Here is an 18,957-nt window from a genome sequence, read left to right as displayed (position 1 = left end):
ACCGTTCCACCGTGCAGGAGGGAGGGCTGCCGCTGCCGTGCGCCTCCGAGTTTAGCTCAACGGCTCAACTTGCCAGTGGCGGAGGGCCGATTGCAACACGGAGGTTCAATTGCGGTTGCAAATAAAAATGTGATTGGTAGGATTACGATCTGTTAGTGACTGTGTCAGGGTTAGTGGTAGGAGTGAGAACGCAGAACTAAGCGTAGGGAATCGCGATACCTCACGACGTTGGTAACAGAACACGGAATGTGATACGGCTGTAGGACGAAGCGTAGACTAGGTAGTTGAATGACCATCACCAAAGAGTGTAAGCAGGAAATCATTCGAGATTACAAACGGGCGGATTCCGACACGGGATCACCGGAGGTTCAGATCGCAGTTCTGACCACTCGAATCAATGGCCTCACGGAACACATGCGGACGCATAACAAGGACTACGCCAGCCGGCGTGGACTCTTGAGCATGGTAAGTCGTCGTCGCCGCCTGTTGGACTATTTGAAGAAGATTGATCCGCAGCGGTATCTGGCCATCATTGGTCGGCTTGAGATTCGCAAGTAGTAAAGCTGCTTCTGACTGCTCGTCAGCCATCCTTCCGTCATCTGCTGACAGCCGATTGTGCATCGGTTATCGTTCTAAGCGCGTTGCGGGTGTTGAAAACTAGTGATCCCGCCCTCCGGTCTGCGCGATTCTCGTTAAAGTTTTGAGTCCTGGGGTCGCCCAATTTTTCATGTTGGTTGTGTAGTTGAGGAATGAAAAAGTGAAAATTCGAGTAGAGAAACAAATTGGTAACGAGGTTCTTTCGTTTGAAACCGGCTTCCTGGCAAAGCAGGCCGCAGGAGCTGTCATCGTTCAGTACGGAGACACCGTCGTCCTTAATGCTTGTGCCACCGGTCCTGCACGACCGGGCACAAACTTCTTCCCGCTCACGTGCGACTATCGCGAGCGAACATCCGCAGCAGGAAAGTTCCCGGGTGGCTTTATCAAGCGAGAAGGTCGACCGAGCATGAAGGAGATCCTCACGGCGCGGTTGATGGATCGCCCCCTCCGTCCGCTGTTTGCGGATGGTTTCATGGACGAGGTCCAGTGCCAGTCCACTGTCGTTTCCAGCGACCGGCAGAATGACTCAGATGTGTTAGCGATGAACGGAGCGGCGGCAGCTGTTCACATCTCGCCCCTTCCGTTCAATGGCCCCGTCTCTTCGATTCGACTCGGACGAGTCAATGGCGAATTGGTTCCATTCCCCACCTTTGAGGCCTTGGAAGATAGCGATCTCGATCTGATCGTTTCGGGCAACATGGAATCGGTATTGATGATCGAAGGCTTCGCTCGCGAAATGCCAGAACAACAAATGTTCGAGGCGATCGAAGAGTGCCACCGACACATCAAAGAAATCTGCCAGATGCAGGAAGAACTGCGAGAAAAGGTCAACCCAACCAAAATCGTTTTCGAGTCACCTGACGATGGGGGCCTGTTAGACCGATTGACCAACAGCTACTACAACGATCTCAAAACGGCTCAGCAAACGACGGGCAAGCAAGCTCGCAGCGAAGCCACCAGCGAAGTCTACGACCGCGTCAAGAGCGAGATCATCCCTGATCCGGATGCCGAAAATGCCGTTTGTTCGGCAGCCCTCGGTACTGCTTGGCATGATCTGGAACAGCAGGTGGTTCGCGACCTAATCGTTGCCGGTACCCGCTCCGATGGACGAGACAACAAATCCCTGCGTGGCATCGAGTGCTTCGTAGACGTTCTACCTCGAACGCACGGCTCGGCCGTTTTCCAACGGGGTGAAACTCAATCCCTCATCTCAATCACCTTAGGCACCTCACGTGACGAGCAACGAGTTGATGGCCTAGGCGAAGAATACTCCAAGCGATTTATGTTGGACTACAACTTCCCTTCGTTTTCCGTCGGCGAATGCCGGCCGATCCGGGGTCCAGGACGTCGTGAAATTGGTCACGGTGCTTTGGCCGAACGGTCTGTCAATCCAGTGTTGCCTGACGTGGAAGACTTCCCCTACACAGTTCGTGTCGTCTCAGACATCCTGGAATCGAATGGTTCAAGTTCAATGGCCTCTGTGTGTGGTGCCACACTTGGACTGATGGACGCAGGCGTGCCGATCACCAACCCTGTCGCCGGCATCTCGGTTGGGCTAATTAAGCAATCGGACGATAACTGGGTCCTGTTAACCGACATTCTCGGTAGCGAAGACCACTTCGGTGACATGGATTTCAAAATCGCAGGCACGCAAAACGGCATCACGGGAATCCAGCTTGATTTAAAAATCAATGGAATTAGTGGTGACATGATTCGGGCGACGATGGCTCAATCACGCGAGGCACGCATGGAAATTCTCCGATCGATGCTCACCGTGATTTCTCGCCCCCGTGAAGAAACCTCGCGCTACGCACCACGTCTAATTCGCACTTCGATCGATCCTGAAAAGATCGGCTTGCTGATTGGACCGGGCGGCAAAACAATCCGCTCCATCCAAGAGACAACCGGCGCTGTCATCGAAGTCGACGACGAAGGATCTGTCACCATCGCCAGCAGCAATGCTGATTGGGCCCAAGCAGCTTTGGCTCAGGTGGAGGCTTTGACACAGACGGTTCAGGTCGGAAAGATTTATGAAGGCCGCGTCACCAGCGTCAAAGACTTTGGTGCCTTTGTTGAAATCCTGCCAGGCCGAGATGGACTCTGTCACATCAGCGAGCTTTCTGGTGAGTACGTTACCAACGTATCGGACGTGTGCCGAGTCGGTGACATGATGAAGGTGCTCGTGATCGATATTGATGACCACGACCGCGTCAAGCTGAGTCGTCGCCGAGCGACAGAGGGTGAGAACGAAGCGGGCGGTGAGAGTGAAGACGACAAACAACAGGATGACCAAGAATAGGTCGTCAAGCGATATCCCAAAAACGCCCGACAGCCAGCCAGCTGCCGGGCGTTTGCTTTCGGTACAATAATTCGCGATGAATGAATACGATCAACCTGATTACGATGCATTCACGCAACAGCTGATCCAACAATACAACGAAATCGCTCAGCTCGCCGGTGCGCTTGCACACGAGATTAAGAATCCGCTCAGCGTGATTCGTATGAATGTCGATCTGCTGACTGAAGACCTCATTGAAGAAGAACAGCCCGTCAACCGCCGGCGTTCACTACAGAAGATCCAAATTGTGCAGCGTCAGTGCGAACGGCTGCAAAACTTGCTGAATGATTTCCTTAAATTCGCGCGAGTTCGAAAATTGGATCTTACACCAGGTAGTCTCAATGAGCAGATTGAGCGAGTGCTTGATCTCTTCCAGGCTCAAGCCGACGAAGATCGCGTTGAAATACTTCGCTATCTCGATCCGGAACTACCGAGCATCATGCAAGATGAACAGCCCCTCGAGGCTGCGCTGGTCAACCTCGTCAAAAACTCGCTGGAGGCAATGCCCGAGGGCGGAGAGCTCACAGCACGAACCCGTCAAACGCGGAAAGGGGTCGCCCTCGACTTGATCGACACCGGTTGTGGCATGGATCCAAACACCGCAATCCACATGTTTGATGCCTTCTATTCAACCAAAGACGGTGGTTCCGGCCTGGGATTGCCGACTGCTCGGAAGGTCATCGAGGCCCATGGAGGGCGCATTGACGTTCAAAGTGAAGTCGGGCATGGCACCCAATTCACGCTAGAATTCCCGGTTCCAGCTCGACTGGAAGACGCTCAAAAAGCCTCGAATGAAGAGGCTCCGGTTGAAAACCCCGAAGATGGTCACATCGCTGAGATTTGACCGTTTGTCGGTCCCCTAATCGACCGTCATGCAATGATCTTGTATCATCGCCCTCATGGCGAACGCGAAAGAGTCTTCCTCCGATAATTCCACGACACCCATACGGGTGCTAGTGGTCGATAACGACAAAAGCCACGCACAGGCCATGGCGGAAACGCTGGATCGCGTGGGCTATGCCTGCAAAGTCGCCACGTCAGGACCAGACGGCGCCAAGTACATCGATCAGGACTCGTTCGACGTGGTCATCACCGACTTGGTGATGAATGAAATCGATGGCGAGGAGATTCTGTGCCGCGCTAAAGAAGCCTTGCCGGATTGCGAAGTGATCGTCGTTACCGGCCATGCATCCGTTCCCAAAGCCGTCGAAGCGATGCAACAGGGAGCTTTCAATTTCCTGGAAAAACCGCTCACCCCCGATCGACTCCGAGCGGTGACAGAGAAGGCAGCTGATGCGGTTCGCTTGAAGCTTGCCAATGTCAATCTTCATCAACGTCTCGACGAACGTTTCGGCTTCGAAGGCATTATCTATGCCAGCGAAAAAATGAAAGCGTTGATTGAGCGAGTCAAGCGACTCGCTCCCACTGACGCCAGCGTGCTAATTTCTGGAGAAACAGGAACGGGTAAGGAACTGATCGCACAGGCACTGCATCAAAACAGTCCCCGCAAAAAGAAACCATTCGTTGCCTTGAATTGCGCAGCGTTGAGTGAGCATTTACTTGAAAGCGAACTATTTGGCCATGTTCGTGGCGCCTACACGGACGCACAAACCGACCGCGTCGGGCGATTTGAATATGCTCACGGAGGTACGCTTTTCCTTGACGAGGTCGGCGACATGCCGATGCCCACTCAAATCAAATTACTGCGAGTGCTGGAAAGCGGCGAGATTGTCCGCGTCGGCGAAAACAAGCCGGTCAGCGTTAATGTTCGTGTGCTCTCAGCGACGAATCGCAATCTTGACGAAGCAATCGCGGATGGCTCTTTCCGACAAGACCTCTATCACCGCTTAAAGGTGATCACGGTTGATCTGCCCCGCTTGGCGGACCGCCGAGACGATATCATCCCGCTTTGCGATCACTTCCGAAAACAATTCACAAAGCGACACCGAAAAACCGTGCGGGGGGTCAGTGGAAACGCAAGCCGAAAACTTTTCTCGTTCGACTGGCCCGGAAATGTCCGACAGTTACGAAATGTGATTGAAAGCATGGTGGTTATCGATACGGATGAGATCCTTGACGTCGATGATTTGCCAATGGAACTCGAAGACGATGCGGCGGCAAAGAACACCGTCAAAGAGATGGGTGGTCCCATGGAACTGATTGGCCAACCGCTCAGTGAGATCGAACGTTGGGCCGTGGAACAAACTCTGACGTTGACCGGCGGAAATCGCGAAGAGTCAGCACGAATCCTGGGAATCGGAGCAAGGACTCTGTACCGCAAGATCAAGGAATATGGGATCTGAGATCCAGACCGAGGAAATCGAATATGAGCACGGATTCGCCCCCGCCCATTCAGCAATTATCCACCAGCGTGATTAACAAAATCGCTGCCGGCGAAGTCATCGAGCGTCCAGCCAGCGTGGTCAAAGAGTTGATGGAAAACTCAATCGATGCGGGAGCCGGTCAGATCCAGGTAATCCTGGAAAAGGGTGGGGCGGATCTGATTCGGGTTTCTGATGACGGCTGGGGAATCCCACAGGAGCAATTACTGCTTTCGGTCGCCAGTCATGCAACAAGCAAGATTCAATCTGCCGATGATTTGTTTGCAGTCGATACGCTCGGTTTTCGCGGTGAAGCGCTGGCCTCCATTGCCGAAGTCAGCCAACTCCGAATCCGTAGTAAGGTGCAAGACGCGGAGGCTGGTTTCGAACTGTCGGTAAATGGCGGCCAACTCAGCGATGTCGCGCCATGTGCTTGTAGCCAGGGCACAACACTCGAAATCCGAAATCTGTTTTTCAACACGCCCGTTCGTCGCAAATTCATGCGAACGACACAGACCGAACTCGGACACGTGTCCGAAGCATTCACCCGCATTGCGTTGGCCTACCCACAGGTGCAGTTTTCTCTGCAGCACAACCAACGCACCCTGTTTGATCTGCCGTCCGTCACGGATTGGCGAGAACGTATTGCGGCGATTTTCGGCAGCGACGTCGCCGATGCCTTAATTTGGGTGAACAGCGAAGAAGACAACTTGAAACTGAGTGGCTACGTTGCTAATCCAACACACAGTCGCAGCAGTAACAAGATGCAATATCTATTCCTGAACGGCCGCCATATCAAGGATCGATCGCTCCAGCACGCCTTGGGCGAAGCCTATCGAGGACTTCTACTGACGGGTCGCTATCCCATCTCTTTCTTGCGTTTTGAGATGGAACCAGACACCGTAGACGTGAACGTTCACCCTTGTAAACTTGAGGTGCGTTTCCAAGATGGGGGACGCATCTACAGCCAATTACTTGGCACGCTGCGTTCTCGATTTCTCGCGACCGATCTTACGGCTCGAGTCGAGCCCGCACCCGATTCTGCAACGCTGGTCAACGCCGTCGACCCGTCGCAAGCGGCGACTGTCCGTGCTCAGGTAACCGACTGGGCTCGGGGCAAAATCCCCGAGCACCGTCCCTTCGACAGCCCTGTTAAAACAGGAGAGCAGGTCAAACTTCGATTTGATGCCGTGCCCACTGCGTCCGCTTGGCAATCGAACCCAACGACCGACGACGGCTCACCGAACTCCCCCGACCCAGCTGGCAGATCGAACATGCTCGAACCGTCAGTCGAGCCAGAGAAACTCCAGGCGTTGCAGGCCCACAATCGTTACCTCGTCACCGCTTGTGAGGAAGGGCTGATCATCATAGATCAACATGCGTTACATGAGCGAATTCTCTATGAGCAATTCCGAGAAAAAGCAGCTCAAGGAACCGTGGAAGTTCAGCGACTGCTGAGTCCAGAGCCTGTCGACCTGGCTCCGTCCGAAGCGGCCGCCGTCCTGGAAAACCAAGAAATTCTCAAAGGACTAGGAATTGCCGTCGATCCATTCGGCGGTGATACGGTGTTGGTGTCAGGCTACCCTGCCATGTTGAGTAACGTCGACCCGGTCGAACTGATCCAACAAATCGCCAAACAGCTAGTGATCGAAGAAAAAACATTGGAACGTCGGGACATTCTGGATGAATTACTGAACATGATGAGTTGCAAAGCAGCGATTAAGTCGGGTGACCGGCTTTCCGCCGCCGAAATTGCGACACTTATTGAGCATCGCGGGCTCGTTCAGGACTCACACCACTGCCCCCACGGCCGGCCTACCACGTTAGTATTCACCCAGCAGGAACTCGATCGTCGGTTCAAACGGATTTGATCCGAGCTCAATTGTCAGCCAAAATAGGAAACGGCTGTCCGCAGGCAAATGCTTCGCAACTCCTATCTGTATATCCCTGCGACGGCTACCCCACAACTCAATTAACCCCCTAGGCTCGAAGTTCATGATTTGCGTTTGTATCGGTCGCGGCAGACATCGGCACATGCGAGCAGAGCACGCTCATTTAGTTGAGGAAGGCGCCAAGCTTGTCGAACTACGACTCGACTATATCTCGGGTGAAGTCAACCTCAAGCGATTACTCGATGATCGTCCGGGCCCCGTATTAATCAGTTGCCGTCGCCCAGCCGACGGCGGAAAATGGAGCGGAACGGAGGCCGAACGCCTGGTATTGCTGCGTTCTGCAATCGCCGAAGGTGTCGAGTACATCGACATTGAAGATGATGTCGCCGGGTCGATCCCTCGGTATGGAAAAACTAAACGCGTCATCAGTCTGCATGACTTCACAAAAACACCTGACAATCTAGACGAGATTCACGCCCGCATGGCGACGATGGAAGCAGACGTCATCAAATTGGCGACGATGGCGAATCGTCCGCATGATAACGTGCGGATGTTAAACCTTATCGCCAAAAGTGACATCCCAACTCTCGGCATGTGCATGGGCGACATGGGGACACCGACACGTGTCCTAGCCGCCCGTTTTGGCGCCCCGTTCACCTACGCGACCTTCCATCACGAACGAACGTTGGCTCCCGGTCAGTTAAGCTTCAAGCAAATGACCGAAACCTATCGATACGAGACGATCACCCAGAACACCGACGTCTACGGCGTCATCGCCGACCCAATTGGACACAGCCTGAGTCCTGTGATTCACAACGCGGCATTCAAAAAATTAGATCTCAACAAAGTCTATTTGCCATTTCGCGTTCCACGCGAAGAATTAAGCCAATTCCTCAAGGATTGCCCTGACATCGGTATTCGAGGTTTGAGCGTGACCATTCCCCATAAGGAATCGGTCTTGGCGCATTGCACAAAAGTTGACCCAGCCGTTCAAGGGATTGGAGCTGCCAACACCCTTGTGTTCCAAGACGACCAAATCATTGGATACAACACCGACTATCGAGCAGCGATGGACAGCTTGGCCGAGATCATGAAACTACCTGATCAAGAAAAATCGCTCAGCGGAAAAACGGCCCTAATCCTCGGAGCCGGGGGCGTTGCAAAGGCAATTGCCTATGGACTCACTCGCCGTGGTGCGACCGTGATCGTAGCAGCTCGCTCTCCCCAACGAGCCACCATGTTCAGCGACACATTAAACTGCAAAGTAATTGACTGGGAGCTACGTCACACGCTCAACGCCGACATTCTATTCAACTGCACCCCGATCGGCATGCACCCCAATGTGGACGAGACGCCCTTCGAAAAAAATCGACTTCGTCCTGCGATGACAGTCTTCGACACGGTCTACAATCCGGAGCAGACCCTGCTAATCAAACACGCGAAGGAAAAACACTGCGTGGTCGTTACCGGCGTTGACATGTTCATTCGCCAAGCCGCCTTACAATTCCAGTACTTCGCTGGAAAACCGGCTCCCACCGATCTGATGCGAGATGTCCTCAAACGCACGATTGGCCCAGCCAAATACGAACGTCCAAACTGAACGCCCTATGCTGATATCACTCACGGGTTATCGAGGTACAGGCAAGACAACGGTGGGACAGCTACTCGCCGAACGTCTCGGGTGGCGTTGCGTCGACACAGATGCCGAAGTCGAGTCGTTAGTCGGTCGGCCAATTCGTCAAATCTTCGACGACGAGGGCGAGCCGCGTTTTCGGGATCTCGAGTCACAAGTCGTTGCTCAAATGGCGCGACAGCACAAGCTAATCTTGGCCCTCGGTGGCGGCACCATTATACGACCCGAAAATCGCCAGATATTGCAGGTTGCTGGCCCTGTCGTCTGGTTACGAGCCACCGCTGAGACAATTTATCAACGCATTACGGATGATCTCCTTTCCGATAGCCAACGTCCCAATCTCACTCAATCTGGCGGCTTCGCTGAGATCACACAAGTGTTAACCGAGCGTACACCGATCTATCAAGCAAGCTCAGATTGCATCATTGATACGGATGGACGAACCCCCAGCGAAATTGTCGACGATATCCTCAAGAAACTCGATGTTCCTTCTCAAAACGACCCTAGCTAATTTGCCATGCCCTTGGAACTTGTCGCCATTGCCTTGATCTCGCTTTTCATAGGCGGACAAATCAATCGTGGGATTTATCGTCTGGCGTGGCACAAGCGAACGATCAGCCCTTGGTCCAAACCACCGGCCCAGACAGCTCCACGAACAGCTCTCGATCGTATCCCGATTCTTGGCTGGTGGCGGTTACGCCGCGAGTCAAGCCTTCATGGCGAGGGATTCTGGCTGCGGCCGATGGTTATCGAACTCGGATTGGCCGCTGGATTGGTTACCCTGTATTGGCTTGAGATGCAACGAGGGCTGTATCCCTTGGGCTCCCTACCGATTGCAGATTCGGTTATCCGTGCTCAGTTTCTCAGCCATGCTATCTTGATCTGCTTCATGACCGTCGCGACTTTTATCGACTTGGACGAACAAACGATTCCCGACGAAATCACGATTCCCGGCACCTTAATCGGTTTGCTACTTGCGGCCGTGCTGCCCATTAGTCTGTTACCAGCTTGGAGTGAGTTGCCCCCTCCCATTGTCACATCCCCCTTGTGGCTCAGCCAACCGAATCCATGGCCGGCCGATTTGCAAGGCGCCAAAGGTTTAAGCATTGGCTTGGCCTGCATCGTCGGATGGTGGTACGCAATGCTGCCCAAAACACTCTGGTATCGGAGCGGCTCCAGGAAGTTTGTTCGCTATTTGCTCGCCAGCATCGGTCGTCACCGTGGCACACTACTCATGACCGGCTTGGCCTTGGCGACATCCGCCGCCAGCGTCGCCGTCTGGTGGCGGGGCGGGCTCGCTTGGCAAGGCCTGCTGACATCTCTGGTGGGAATGGCGGCCGGCGGTAGCGTCATCTGGCTGGTCCGCATCGTCGCTAGTCTTGCACTTGGGCAAGAGGCAATGGGATTTGGAGATGTCACTTTGATGGGCATGATCGGTGCCTTCGTTGGCTGGCAACCGTCCCTGATCATTTTTTTCCTCGCACCTTTCGCGGGGGTCATCATCGCTATTTCCCAGTGGATTTTGACCCAGCGTAAAGATATTGCCTATGGTCCCTTCCTCAGCCTGGCAACCATTCTCTTAATTCTCTTCTGGCCAGCCATTTGGAACCGCTGGGGTATCCCAGTCTTTGCGATGGGATGGTTCGTCCCGCTGGTGTTTGGCGTCTGCTTGATTCTGCTCGGGATCCTGTTAGTCCTGATTCGAGCGGTACGCCCCCGCTAGCACAACATCAAGAAATCTCCCCTGCTAGCAGTTGGCGAATCGCCGAGGCCATCAACCTGCGATCAGCCATGGGGTTGGTCTTGCAGCCTCTAGCGTGGATCGATATTATCTCCGCGCTGAAAATTGTTCGGTGCCAACCCCCGGAGGAATCGCCACGGGCGATGCCTAAGCAGATGATCTTGCGAGTTCTAAATCGAATACTCGTCTCCCGCCGCATGCGTGCCCAACTTGCGGTGTGTGTCATTTTCACGATGCTTGGCTTCATCGGTTGCAATCAAAATCAAGGCGGCCAAACGCCTGCGACTCCCTACTCGGGTGTCAATACATTTGGCACTGCCGCACCCTCTTCGTCCTACGCTGCAGACATGCAGGCCAAGGCAAACGAACAAGTGCGCCTCGCCAATGAGCAACAACGACAGCTTGAAACAATGCGTCAACAGCAAGCGCGAACAGAATCCCAACTGGCCGCACTGCAAAAACAACAACAGCAAGCAAAAACTGACATAAGCAACGATCAAAAAGCACAAGAAGTCATGCTCGCCGACCAGGCACGTGAAGCGTTGGGGCGATATGATGAACTTGGACGTCGTGCCAAGAGTTTGGATCAGCGCAACCAAGATCTCTACGCAGATTTTTCTCAAGTTCAACAGCGTGTTCAGTTGCTGGAAGACCAAAACAATCTCTTACAACAACGCCTTAAAGAAACCTCCAATCAATTAGCTAACGCGTTAAAAACGTCGGAAGAAGCGAGCGACAAATACGATTCCTTACTGACTTCTTCGCAGCGACGCAGCGGGGCAGCAATCACTGCCAATAACAGCTACCGCAAGAGTTTGACCGCAGTGACTGTGGAGGGGCTTAACGTTCGACAGGACGGTGACTTGGTCCGCATCGAAATCCCGACCGATCGACTCTTTGCAAGTGACGGCGCTTCTCTGCGACCCGATGCCAATCTCGTGATTAATCAGGTTTCCGATGCGATTTTGCGTAACTACCCACGACAGGTGGTGGGCATCGAAGCTCATGCCGAATCAGAACCAACTAGCGCGACCGGCTGGCGAAGCGCTCACCAACTCACAGCTGCCCAAGCCATGGTGGTTTTTGAGGCAATTAGTGCTCAACATCAGTCACTTAAATCGCAACTCTTCGTCCTCGGGCACGGAACGAATTACCCGCTCGCCTCGAATGCCACTGTCACCGGTCAATCTAAGAATCGGCGCGTAGAAATCGTCGTTTATCCACAAACGGCCGGCAATCGCTAAGCTCGCAACCGCGTGGGCAACCCTTTCTCTCTGCTGACGCAACTCGGCAATACCGTTTACAATGCGTAGCCGAACCTGTCGAGCAGATGGAGTGTCCCACTGAACTCGGCAAGCTTCTGTTCGCAGGATGAGAGGAACGTCAGAGATGATTGCGATTATCGACTATGAAATGGGTAACCTGCGTTCAGTCCAAAAGGGCTTCGAACGGGTCGGGCACTCGGCTGTCGTAACGAGTGATCCCCAGGAGATCGCGGCAGCTACCAAGGTTGTTTTGCCGGGAGTCGGCGCTTTTCAAGACGCGATGGCTGCGCTCAGGCGACGGCAACTGGTGCAACCCATCTGCGATCAAGTCGAGCAAGGCAAGCCTTTTCTGGGAATCTGCTTGGGCTTGCAATTGCTATTTGATGTTAGCTACGAGAATGGTGAACACGAGGGATTGGGGCTTTTGCCAGGCAAGGTCACGCGCTTCGAACTGCCTGACAACTATAAAGTTCCACACATGGGTTGGAATCAAGTTTCCATACGACGCACGGCCCCCATTCTCGCCAACATACCGTCAGAATCTTTTTTCTATTTCGTGCACTCCTATTACGTCGTACCGACTGACACCTCGTGTATTGCCGTCGAAACTGATTACGGAAGTCCCTTCTGTTCGATGATTTGGCGTGACAATCTTTTCGCCACGCAATTTCACCCCGAAAAAAGCCAGCGGCAGGGCTTGCAGATTCTGCAAAACTTTGCCGAACTCCCTTAGGGCCTCCGCTACTTGTCAGTGCCCATTTTCTGTGCGATATTGCTCGTTTTCCTGATGTTTCTGTGCCAAAGCTAAGCCCATCGTACGGTTGTTCGCGTGTGGGCCTTCCGATCCGGATGCATTTTGCGGCAAGGCATCGGGCAGGAGCAAATGAGGTAACCTGCTGCGTCCCAACACGAGACGGGGCCGTCCGACGCGTCGATAAATCTTTAAAATAACTCAACGTTAAATAGATAAGGACATTGGCATGGCGAAAGCAAAAGTCGCGGACATTCGAAACGTTGCATTTTGCGGTCATGGATCAGCTGGAAAGACCACTCTGGTCGACAAGATTTTGATCAAGTCCGGCGCCGTCAGCGGCCAGCCAAGTGTCGACGACGGAACCAGCATTTGCGACTTCGATGCCGAAGAAAAGACCCACAAATACACGGTCGAGGCGTCCGTCGTCCATTTCACTCATGACGGAAAAGAATATAACGCGATCGACACCCCCGGTTATCCCGATTTCATTGGGCAAACGATCGGGGCTTTGCGTGGTGTCGACAACGCGGCCATCGTTATCAACGCTCACTCAGGTATCGAAGTCAACACGCGCCGAGTATTTGATGAAGCTGGCAAAGCGAAATTGGGCCGCGTCATCATCATTAATAAGCTGGACGATGAGAACATTGATTTTCCCGGCCTGATCAGCAGCATTCAGAAATTGTGGGGAACGAAATGTGCATTGCTCACGATTCCCATCGGTCTGGGAGATCAGCTAAAGGGAGTCGTGAATACCCTGAAGCCAGTCGGTGACGCCAGCGGCGCGTTAGTCGATCCCGATGAAATTCGTGAACCGCTGATTGAGTCGATCATCGAGGTCGACGAGGAGGTGATGGAACGTTACTTTGAGGGCACCCAACCCACGGAGGAGGAGCTGTCGCGTTTGATTGTGCAAGCTGTCGGGGAGGGCTCCTTGGTCCCGATTCTTTGCTGTTCCGGCAAAATGGACATCGGCGTCTCGGAAATGCTTGACGCGATTAACATGTGCTGCTTGTCTCCAGCTGACGTTGCCAGAACGGCCCTGAAAGATGGAGAAGAAATCGAGCTCAGCTGCGATCCGGACGGGCCTCTGGTCGGGCAAGTCTTCAAAACGCGTATCGACCCGTTCGTACAAAAACTCAGCTTCATTCGGATCTTCAGCGGTACGCTTAAAAAAGATGAGACAGTCCCCGCGTCCTCAGCGCGTAAAGGAGTGAAGATTGGACAGTTATTGAAAGTCCAAGCATCCGAAACGGCTCCCGTCGACAGTGCCGGCCCGGGGGACATTGTGGCCGTTGCAAAAATGGATGATCTGCATACGGGGGCAATGATCGGTGAATTCGAAATTTCGGAAATCAGCTTCCCCATGCCAATGGTCGGACTTGCGGTGAGCCCCAAGAGTCGCGGCGACGAAACCAAGTTATCTGGTGCACTCAATAAAGTTGTCGAAGAAGATCCAACCTTCCACCTGGACCGTGGTGGTCAGACGAAAGAGTTGGTGATGACGGGTATGAGTGAACTACACTTGTCGGTCATCCAAGAACGTTTGTCCCGACGGGACAAGCTAGAAGTCGAAACCAAAGAACCTAAAATACCCTATCGCGAAACAATTCAGGCCGATTCAGCAGGTAGCTACCGTCATAAGAAGCAATCAGGAGGCCGGGGACAGTTTGGTGAAGTGCACATTCGAATGTGGCCGCTCCCTCGTGACGTGAATCTCGAGGAATACATCACCAAGGATCGATTTCCGCAACTCAAAGATTATCACTACAACGAGAAAAACAATTTCTTGTGGGTCGACTCGGTCGTCGGTGGCGTGATTCCCGGTAACTTCATGCCAGCCATTGCCAAAGGTTTTCATGAACGCATGGAACGGGGTGTCATCGCGGGATACAACGTGCAGGATGTCTGCATCGAAGTCCACTTTGGAAAACATCACCCTGTGGACAGTTCGGAAACGGCCTTCAAAATGGCGGCCTCCATGGCATTCCGGAACATATTCCAAGAGTCCAAGCCCAGCCTACTGGAACCGGTCGTAAAAATGGCGATCACAGTCCCAGAAGACCATGTGGGGGACGTTTACAGTGACATGTCAGGACGGCGAGGACGAGTGCTTGGCAGCGATGCGGCCGGAGGGAATCTCCAAACGGTCCACGCGGAAGTTCCACTCGCCGAGGTCACAACCTATGCTCGTAGCCTTTCAAGTATGACGGGCGGGCAGGGCAGTTACACGATGGAATTCGACCACTACGATGTGGTACCTCCCAACGTTCAGCAAGACATCTTGGCGAAAGCCAAGATGCAGGAAGAAGAAGAAGACGAATAAGTAAGGAGCAGCGATTCACGACCGACCGCGCGATTCCCAGCCGGTTTTATCGAATTTTGTGATTCGCTAGCTCTTTGCAATTTCCTGACTCGCAGAGCCAGCGGACATTTTCGTTGAAGCTGAATTCGATTTTTGTCCGAATAAAGATAGGAGCGCTTGCCCCACCTGCGCGAAATGCCTAGCATTGAGAGCGATTAGGTGAAGGGAACGTTCCGAAATCCAAGAACTGCCTGCGATACTTAGCCCCCTTTGCATGCCACGGTTGCGAAGCTCCGTTTCGATGCTTCGCTCTCCGATTCGTGGCGGCGTTCTCAGGCCTGCGTGACCAATCCAAAATGCGTCTGAGATTTCTCGGAAAGGAGCCCAACATGGCCTCCGACTTTCGACTCAAAGAACAACTTCCAAAGCTAACCAATCAAGTTGTCGCTTCCTATTCGGAAATCGGCACGATCAATCATTTGGGACATTGTCCCTTGCCGAGCTATTCGATCATCATCTCGGCAATTGAAGATCTGCGGGAAATAATCTATCCCGGCTACCGCCGTCGCGAAGGATTACATCTCGGCAACATTTCCTACCATGTGGGTGACTTGATCGACGGACTGCACGACAAACTCACCAATCAGATCGCAAGAGCTCTGCAGCACGAGGAACGCCTTCAATCGAAACTAGAACCAAGTGAAGAAGAGCATGACTTTGAAGCCAAGGGGCAGGCGATGGCGATCATGTTTCTAGAATCGCTGCCACGACTGCGAAAACTTTTGGCAACCGATGTGCAAGCGGCATTCGAAGGGGACCCTGCCTGCCGCAGTCGAGACGAGGTCATCTTCTGCTATCCAGGACTGCATGCGATCACGGTCTTTCGCATGGCGCATGAGTTGCATCGCCTAGGTGTTCCTTTCATTCCCCGCATGATGACCGAATGGGCCCACAAAGAAACGGGCATCGACATTCACCCAGGCGCGCAAGTGGGAGAATACTTTTTCATTGATCACGGAACGGGGGTAGTTGTCGGCGAAACGTGCGAAATTGGCGACTATGTCAAACTGTACCAGGGCGTGACACTCGGAGCTTTGAGCTTTGACACCGATTCCGACGGACGCCTGGTTCGAGGCATGAAGCGTCACCCCACAATCGGAGACCGGGTGGTGGTTTACGCGAACGCGACAGTGCTCGGTGGAAAAACACACATTGGTAATGATTCGGTGGTCGGTTCTAGCGTCTGGTTAACTCACAGCGTCGAGCCTCACACGACCGTGGTGCTCGAACAACCAAGGTTGAAGATGCGTGCGGACCGTCCCGATGAACTGGATGCCTCGGCGAACTACCGCATCTAATCAAAATCGCTTTCGAACCGCGCACAGCAGAGCGACCAGCAACAAGAACAGCCAAGCAATAACGCTCACCGTCGCGCCTCGATAAACCGATTCGGGTCGATAAACCATTGTCAATTGATAGATTCCGGCCGGCAGTGCTACTGCCCGCATAATTCGATTGGCACGCAAGACCGAAGCGGGCCGAGATGGCGAACCATCTTCTTTCACCTGACAACTCCAACCAGGTGCGTAGCTGTCTCGCACCACCACGAATCCCGCTTGTTCAAGATGGGCTCGAATCACCAACTTCGAATCCTGATCAAACAAAACCTCACAGGATTCCGCTTCCGTCGACGCCGGATCGCTCGGATCGCTCGGAGCAATCTGCCGGAGGATCCCTGAAACCTCAACCGACGGCTCCAGCACCACGCACTGACCAATGCTTTCATTCTCGTTCTGGGGAAGCAAAATTCGCTCGAGGTCAGTCTGCAAGTCGAGCGACCTTCCATCGTCTTCCGTGCGACGCAGCCGATGTACAATCCACGCACGCGGTCCTACCTGAGGGTTGTGCCAAAGAGCGGCCGACTGGGTAACAAACGTCGGTTTCTGTGGCAGTAATCGCTCCAGAGGCTCCGCCAAGCCGACTGTGGCCGGGGCGATGACATATTCAATGCCAAGCACATTCAATAGCTGATAGAATTCTGGAAAATCATGCTTTGCCGCTTGGTGCAAAAGGTTCAGCGTTGCCCGCTGTTGAATCGATGCGAACGAAGTTGAACTATTCATCGCCGCAATTCCATCATTCAGATTGTATTTCGGACGTAGCGTCTCGCGATCCCAGACAACGATTTGTTCTAAGCGTTTTGATTCTGACTCCCGTTCCCATTTGCGCGGATACCACCCCGACACCACCCATCGATAGGTGACTGGACGTTTGCCCGCCGGATCAGAGGCACGAAGCGTTTCCACGAAGGGCGATTCAGAGTCCGTGTCGGGCATCGTTGTGGTCGGAGCCATCCAAGCATTGGCAATCGCTAAATCCACCGCCGTAATCAACACGATTGGGATCGCTGACTTCCGCAGACGCCAAAATTCACCGAGACACAAATAGCTGGCCCCCGCAATGATCAAGCTGTGCACAAGCGTCCAACGTAAGCCATTCAACGTCGATGCTGGATCCAGCGGTCCAAAGGCAAGATCAGGTGGAACAGAAGCGAACCATGTTTGAATCGGCTTCACGAACAGGAAGGCTCCCACCAGTAAAGTAAAGGTGATCGCTCCAAACAATAACAAAACCGGCTTGAAAGATGGGTTGGACAAGTTGAGCAGATCGTCAAGTTTTTTGCCTGCAAGTAAGCTCAAGCCCAACGCAACAAACGTCCAAAGTTTGGCCGGATATCGAAACACCACAAAACCAGGTAACAGCACATTCATCATCCAATAAACGCCACCCACGGGCGCCCAAAGTTCTGACGGTCGCTCTCCCCCTACGATTTGTAATTCACTCCACAACCAAAACAAACCGAACCCCCCCAAAGCACCCAGCCCAAACAACAAAACACACCAACTGAGCCAGCGCTGTGTTTGATCGCGAGAGCGGAGTCGCAAGGCAGAAGCACCGAGCAGGAACGGCAGCAACCCCATGTAGAGACTCGGCGACCAGTAACGCCCCTCTGCGGGAATCCCATTCAGCCAGCGTTCGTTTCTTGGAAACGGACGACCGCTAAAATTCGGCCACAACATTTCTGCCCAACGCCAAGGACCGATACTGAAGTTATATTGACCAGCGCGATGCGTCCCCGTTTCTGGTGGTTGAAACAAGCCGTTTAGTTGGACTGCCCCATCACTCCAGACGTCTCTCACGATCTCTACTAAAGAACGAGGCGCGTTGTAATCCGCACGCTCACTGACGCTTGCCCAATCAAGGGATGGCCACACTTGAACGGCAGACAACAACACGGCGAAAAAGCTTGCCCCCGCTAACAAGACCAGCAATCGGATGCGACGAGACCAGAGACTGAGGTGCTGATTCTGCAACTCGACTTGCTCGCGCTTTTGATCACCTAACTCCACTTCTTGTTCCGCAGTTTTCGCAGTGCAGGCGATTCGCAACACAGCGACAATCACCAACAGATAAGCCGATTGTGGATTCCCTCCGAGTACAGTCAGTGCCATCACCGCAGCCAGCGTTGCCGCGAACCGAATTCGCGCCGACTCGACAAGCCATTCGATCGCAGCAAGGCCCAACGGCGCCCAGGCCGCCCCCACCAGAAAAACGGGATTACAGTATTGAAAGACAATGCTGCCACCAAACGCATAGGCGATCGCCGCGAAGACGCTTGAGTCGCGAGAAATGCCCACCGCCCGCGCCGCCCAAAAACAATTTACGGCGGCCAATAAGACGTGTAGATAAATGTAGAGTTTGCTGGCAACTAACAGCGAAAGAGGCAGGAAAAACATCAACTGCCCAGGATAAAACACGCTGGCTGTCGCATCGGCCGCTAAGGGGCGACCATTTTCTTCTAGCGAATTCCACCAAGGCAAACCGTCATCCGCCCACTGCTGGTGGATATAACCCCAGTAAGGAACGTAATAGTGGGAGATGTCCCGAAACGCAAATTCACGTTCGGAAAAAAACGAGGAGGCAAAGATCACCAGAAAAGGCAGCAGCACCACCCCAGACAGGAGCCGGCTTGAGTGCGAACGGTGCGTGGAAGGCAAATCAGGCACGCAACAAGTCTACCAGAAGCCCAACGTTGTCAGCCACGTTTCGC

Annotated in this window: 13 protein-coding genes; 12 read left to right on the top strand and 1 reads right to left on the bottom strand. The window is 53.5% G+C overall.

Annotation, left to right across the window (positions count from 1 at the left end):
• Positions 1–288 precede the first annotated feature (288 nt).
• From rpsO to P8N76_00910, 12 genes are all read left to right on the top strand, one after another.
• The gene (gene rpsO, locus P8N76_00965; protein ID MDG2380221.1) at positions 289–558 is read left to right on the top strand and encodes a 30S ribosomal protein S15; all 270 of its coding nucleotides are present in this window, start codon (positions 289–291) and stop codon (positions 556–558) included.
• A 199-nt stretch (positions 559–757) separates the two neighbouring features.
• Positions 758–2,896: a polyribonucleotide nucleotidyltransferase gene (pnp, locus tag P8N76_00960; protein ID MDG2380220.1), complete on the top strand. Its 2,139-nt coding sequence runs from the start codon at positions 758–760 to the stop codon at positions 2,894–2,896.
• A gap of 76 nt (positions 2,897–2,972) precedes the next feature.
• The gene (locus tag P8N76_00955; protein MDG2380219.1) at positions 2,973–3,779 is read left to right on the top strand and encodes an ATP-binding protein; all 807 of its coding nucleotides are present in this window, start codon (positions 2,973–2,975) and stop codon (positions 3,777–3,779) included.
• Positions 3,780–3,834: 55 nt separating this feature from the next.
• Positions 3,835–5,238 carry a sigma-54 dependent transcriptional regulator gene (locus tag P8N76_00950; protein MDG2380218.1) on the top strand — a complete coding sequence of 468 codons (1,404 nt, stop codon included), beginning with the start codon at positions 3,835–3,837 and terminating at the stop codon, positions 5,236–5,238.
• Positions 5,239–5,261: 23 nt separating this feature from the next.
• Positions 5,262–7,127 (top strand): DNA mismatch repair endonuclease MutL, encoded by a 1,866-nt coding sequence (gene mutL, locus P8N76_00945; protein MDG2380217.1) that lies wholly within the window; start codon positions 5,262–5,264, stop codon positions 7,125–7,127.
• Positions 7,128–7,251: 124 nt separating this feature from the next.
• The gene (aroE, locus tag P8N76_00940; protein ID MDG2380216.1) at positions 7,252–8,748 is read left to right on the top strand and encodes a shikimate dehydrogenase; all 1,497 of its coding nucleotides are present in this window, start codon (positions 7,252–7,254) and stop codon (positions 8,746–8,748) included.
• 7 nt (positions 8,749–8,755) lie between these two features.
• Positions 8,756–9,292, top strand: a complete 537-nt coding sequence (locus P8N76_00935) for a shikimate kinase (protein ID MDG2380215.1) — start codon at positions 8,756–8,758, stop codon at positions 9,290–9,292.
• A gap of 6 nt (positions 9,293–9,298) precedes the next feature.
• The gene (locus P8N76_00930) at positions 9,299–10,504 is read left to right on the top strand and encodes an A24 family peptidase (GenBank protein MDG2380214.1); all 1,206 of its coding nucleotides are present in this window, start codon (positions 9,299–9,301) and stop codon (positions 10,502–10,504) included.
• A gap of 161 nt (positions 10,505–10,665) precedes the next feature.
• On the top strand, positions 10,666–11,766 hold the full coding sequence (locus tag P8N76_00925) for an OmpA family protein (protein MDG2380213.1): 1,101 nt from the start codon (positions 10,666–10,668) through the stop codon (positions 11,764–11,766).
• Between the two features lie 145 nt (positions 11,767–11,911).
• Positions 11,912–12,520: an imidazole glycerol phosphate synthase subunit HisH gene (gene hisH / locus P8N76_00920; GenBank protein ID MDG2380212.1), complete on the top strand. Its 609-nt coding sequence runs from the start codon at positions 11,912–11,914 to the stop codon at positions 12,518–12,520.
• A gap of 247 nt (positions 12,521–12,767) precedes the next feature.
• Complete coding sequence (locus P8N76_00915; GenBank protein ID MDG2380211.1) at positions 12,768–14,867, top strand: elongation factor G; 2,100 nt, start codon at positions 12,768–12,770, stop codon at positions 14,865–14,867.
• 368 nt (positions 14,868–15,235) lie between these two features.
• Positions 15,236–16,204 (top strand): serine acetyltransferase, encoded by a 969-nt coding sequence (locus P8N76_00910; protein MDG2380210.1) that lies wholly within the window; start codon positions 15,236–15,238, stop codon positions 16,202–16,204.
• Here the strand turns inward: P8N76_00910 and P8N76_00905 are convergent, their stop codons facing one another.
• Positions 16,205–18,913, bottom strand: a complete 2,709-nt coding sequence (locus tag P8N76_00905) for a hypothetical protein (protein MDG2380209.1) — start codon at positions 18,911–18,913, stop codon at positions 16,205–16,207.
• Positions 18,914–18,957 lie beyond the last annotated feature (44 nt).

The organism is Pirellulaceae bacterium (genome assembly GCA_029243025.1).
Classification (GTDB): Bacteria; Planctomycetota; Planctomycetia; order Pirellulales; family Pirellulaceae.
This window is presented reverse-complemented; position numbering and strand designations above follow the sequence as displayed.

What these genes read in the sequence shown, in the direction of transcription:
- rpsO (MDG2380221.1), top strand. Translation starts at nt 289, where the DNA reads ATGACCATCACCAAAGAGTGTAAGCAGGAAATCATTCGAGATTACAAA.
- P8N76_00915 (MDG2380211.1), top strand. Translation starts at nt 12,768, where the DNA reads ATGGCGAAAGCAAAAGTCGCGGACATTCGAAACGTTGCATTTTGCGGT.
- P8N76_00930 (MDG2380214.1), top strand. Translation starts at nt 9,299, where the DNA reads ATGCCCTTGGAACTTGTCGCCATTGCCTTGATCTCGCTTTTCATAGGC.
- P8N76_00925 (MDG2380213.1), top strand. Translation starts at nt 10,666, where the DNA reads ATGCCTAAGCAGATGATCTTGCGAGTTCTAAATCGAATACTCGTCTCC.
- aroE (MDG2380216.1), top strand. Translation starts at nt 7,252, where the DNA reads ATGATTTGCGTTTGTATCGGTCGCGGCAGACATCGGCACATGCGAGCA.
- mutL (MDG2380217.1), top strand. Translation starts at nt 5,262, where the DNA reads ATGAGCACGGATTCGCCCCCGCCCATTCAGCAATTATCCACCAGCGTG.
- P8N76_00910 (MDG2380210.1), top strand. Translation starts at nt 15,236, where the DNA reads ATGGCCTCCGACTTTCGACTCAAAGAACAACTTCCAAAGCTAACCAAT.
- hisH (MDG2380212.1), top strand. Translation starts at nt 11,912, where the DNA reads ATGATTGCGATTATCGACTATGAAATGGGTAACCTGCGTTCAGTCCAA.
- P8N76_00935 (MDG2380215.1), top strand. Translation starts at nt 8,756, where the DNA reads ATGCTGATATCACTCACGGGTTATCGAGGTACAGGCAAGACAACGGTG.
- P8N76_00950 (MDG2380218.1), top strand. Translation starts at nt 3,835, where the DNA reads ATGGCGAACGCGAAAGAGTCTTCCTCCGATAATTCCACGACACCCATA.
- P8N76_00955 (MDG2380219.1), top strand. Translation starts at nt 2,973, where the DNA reads ATGAATGAATACGATCAACCTGATTACGATGCATTCACGCAACAGCTG.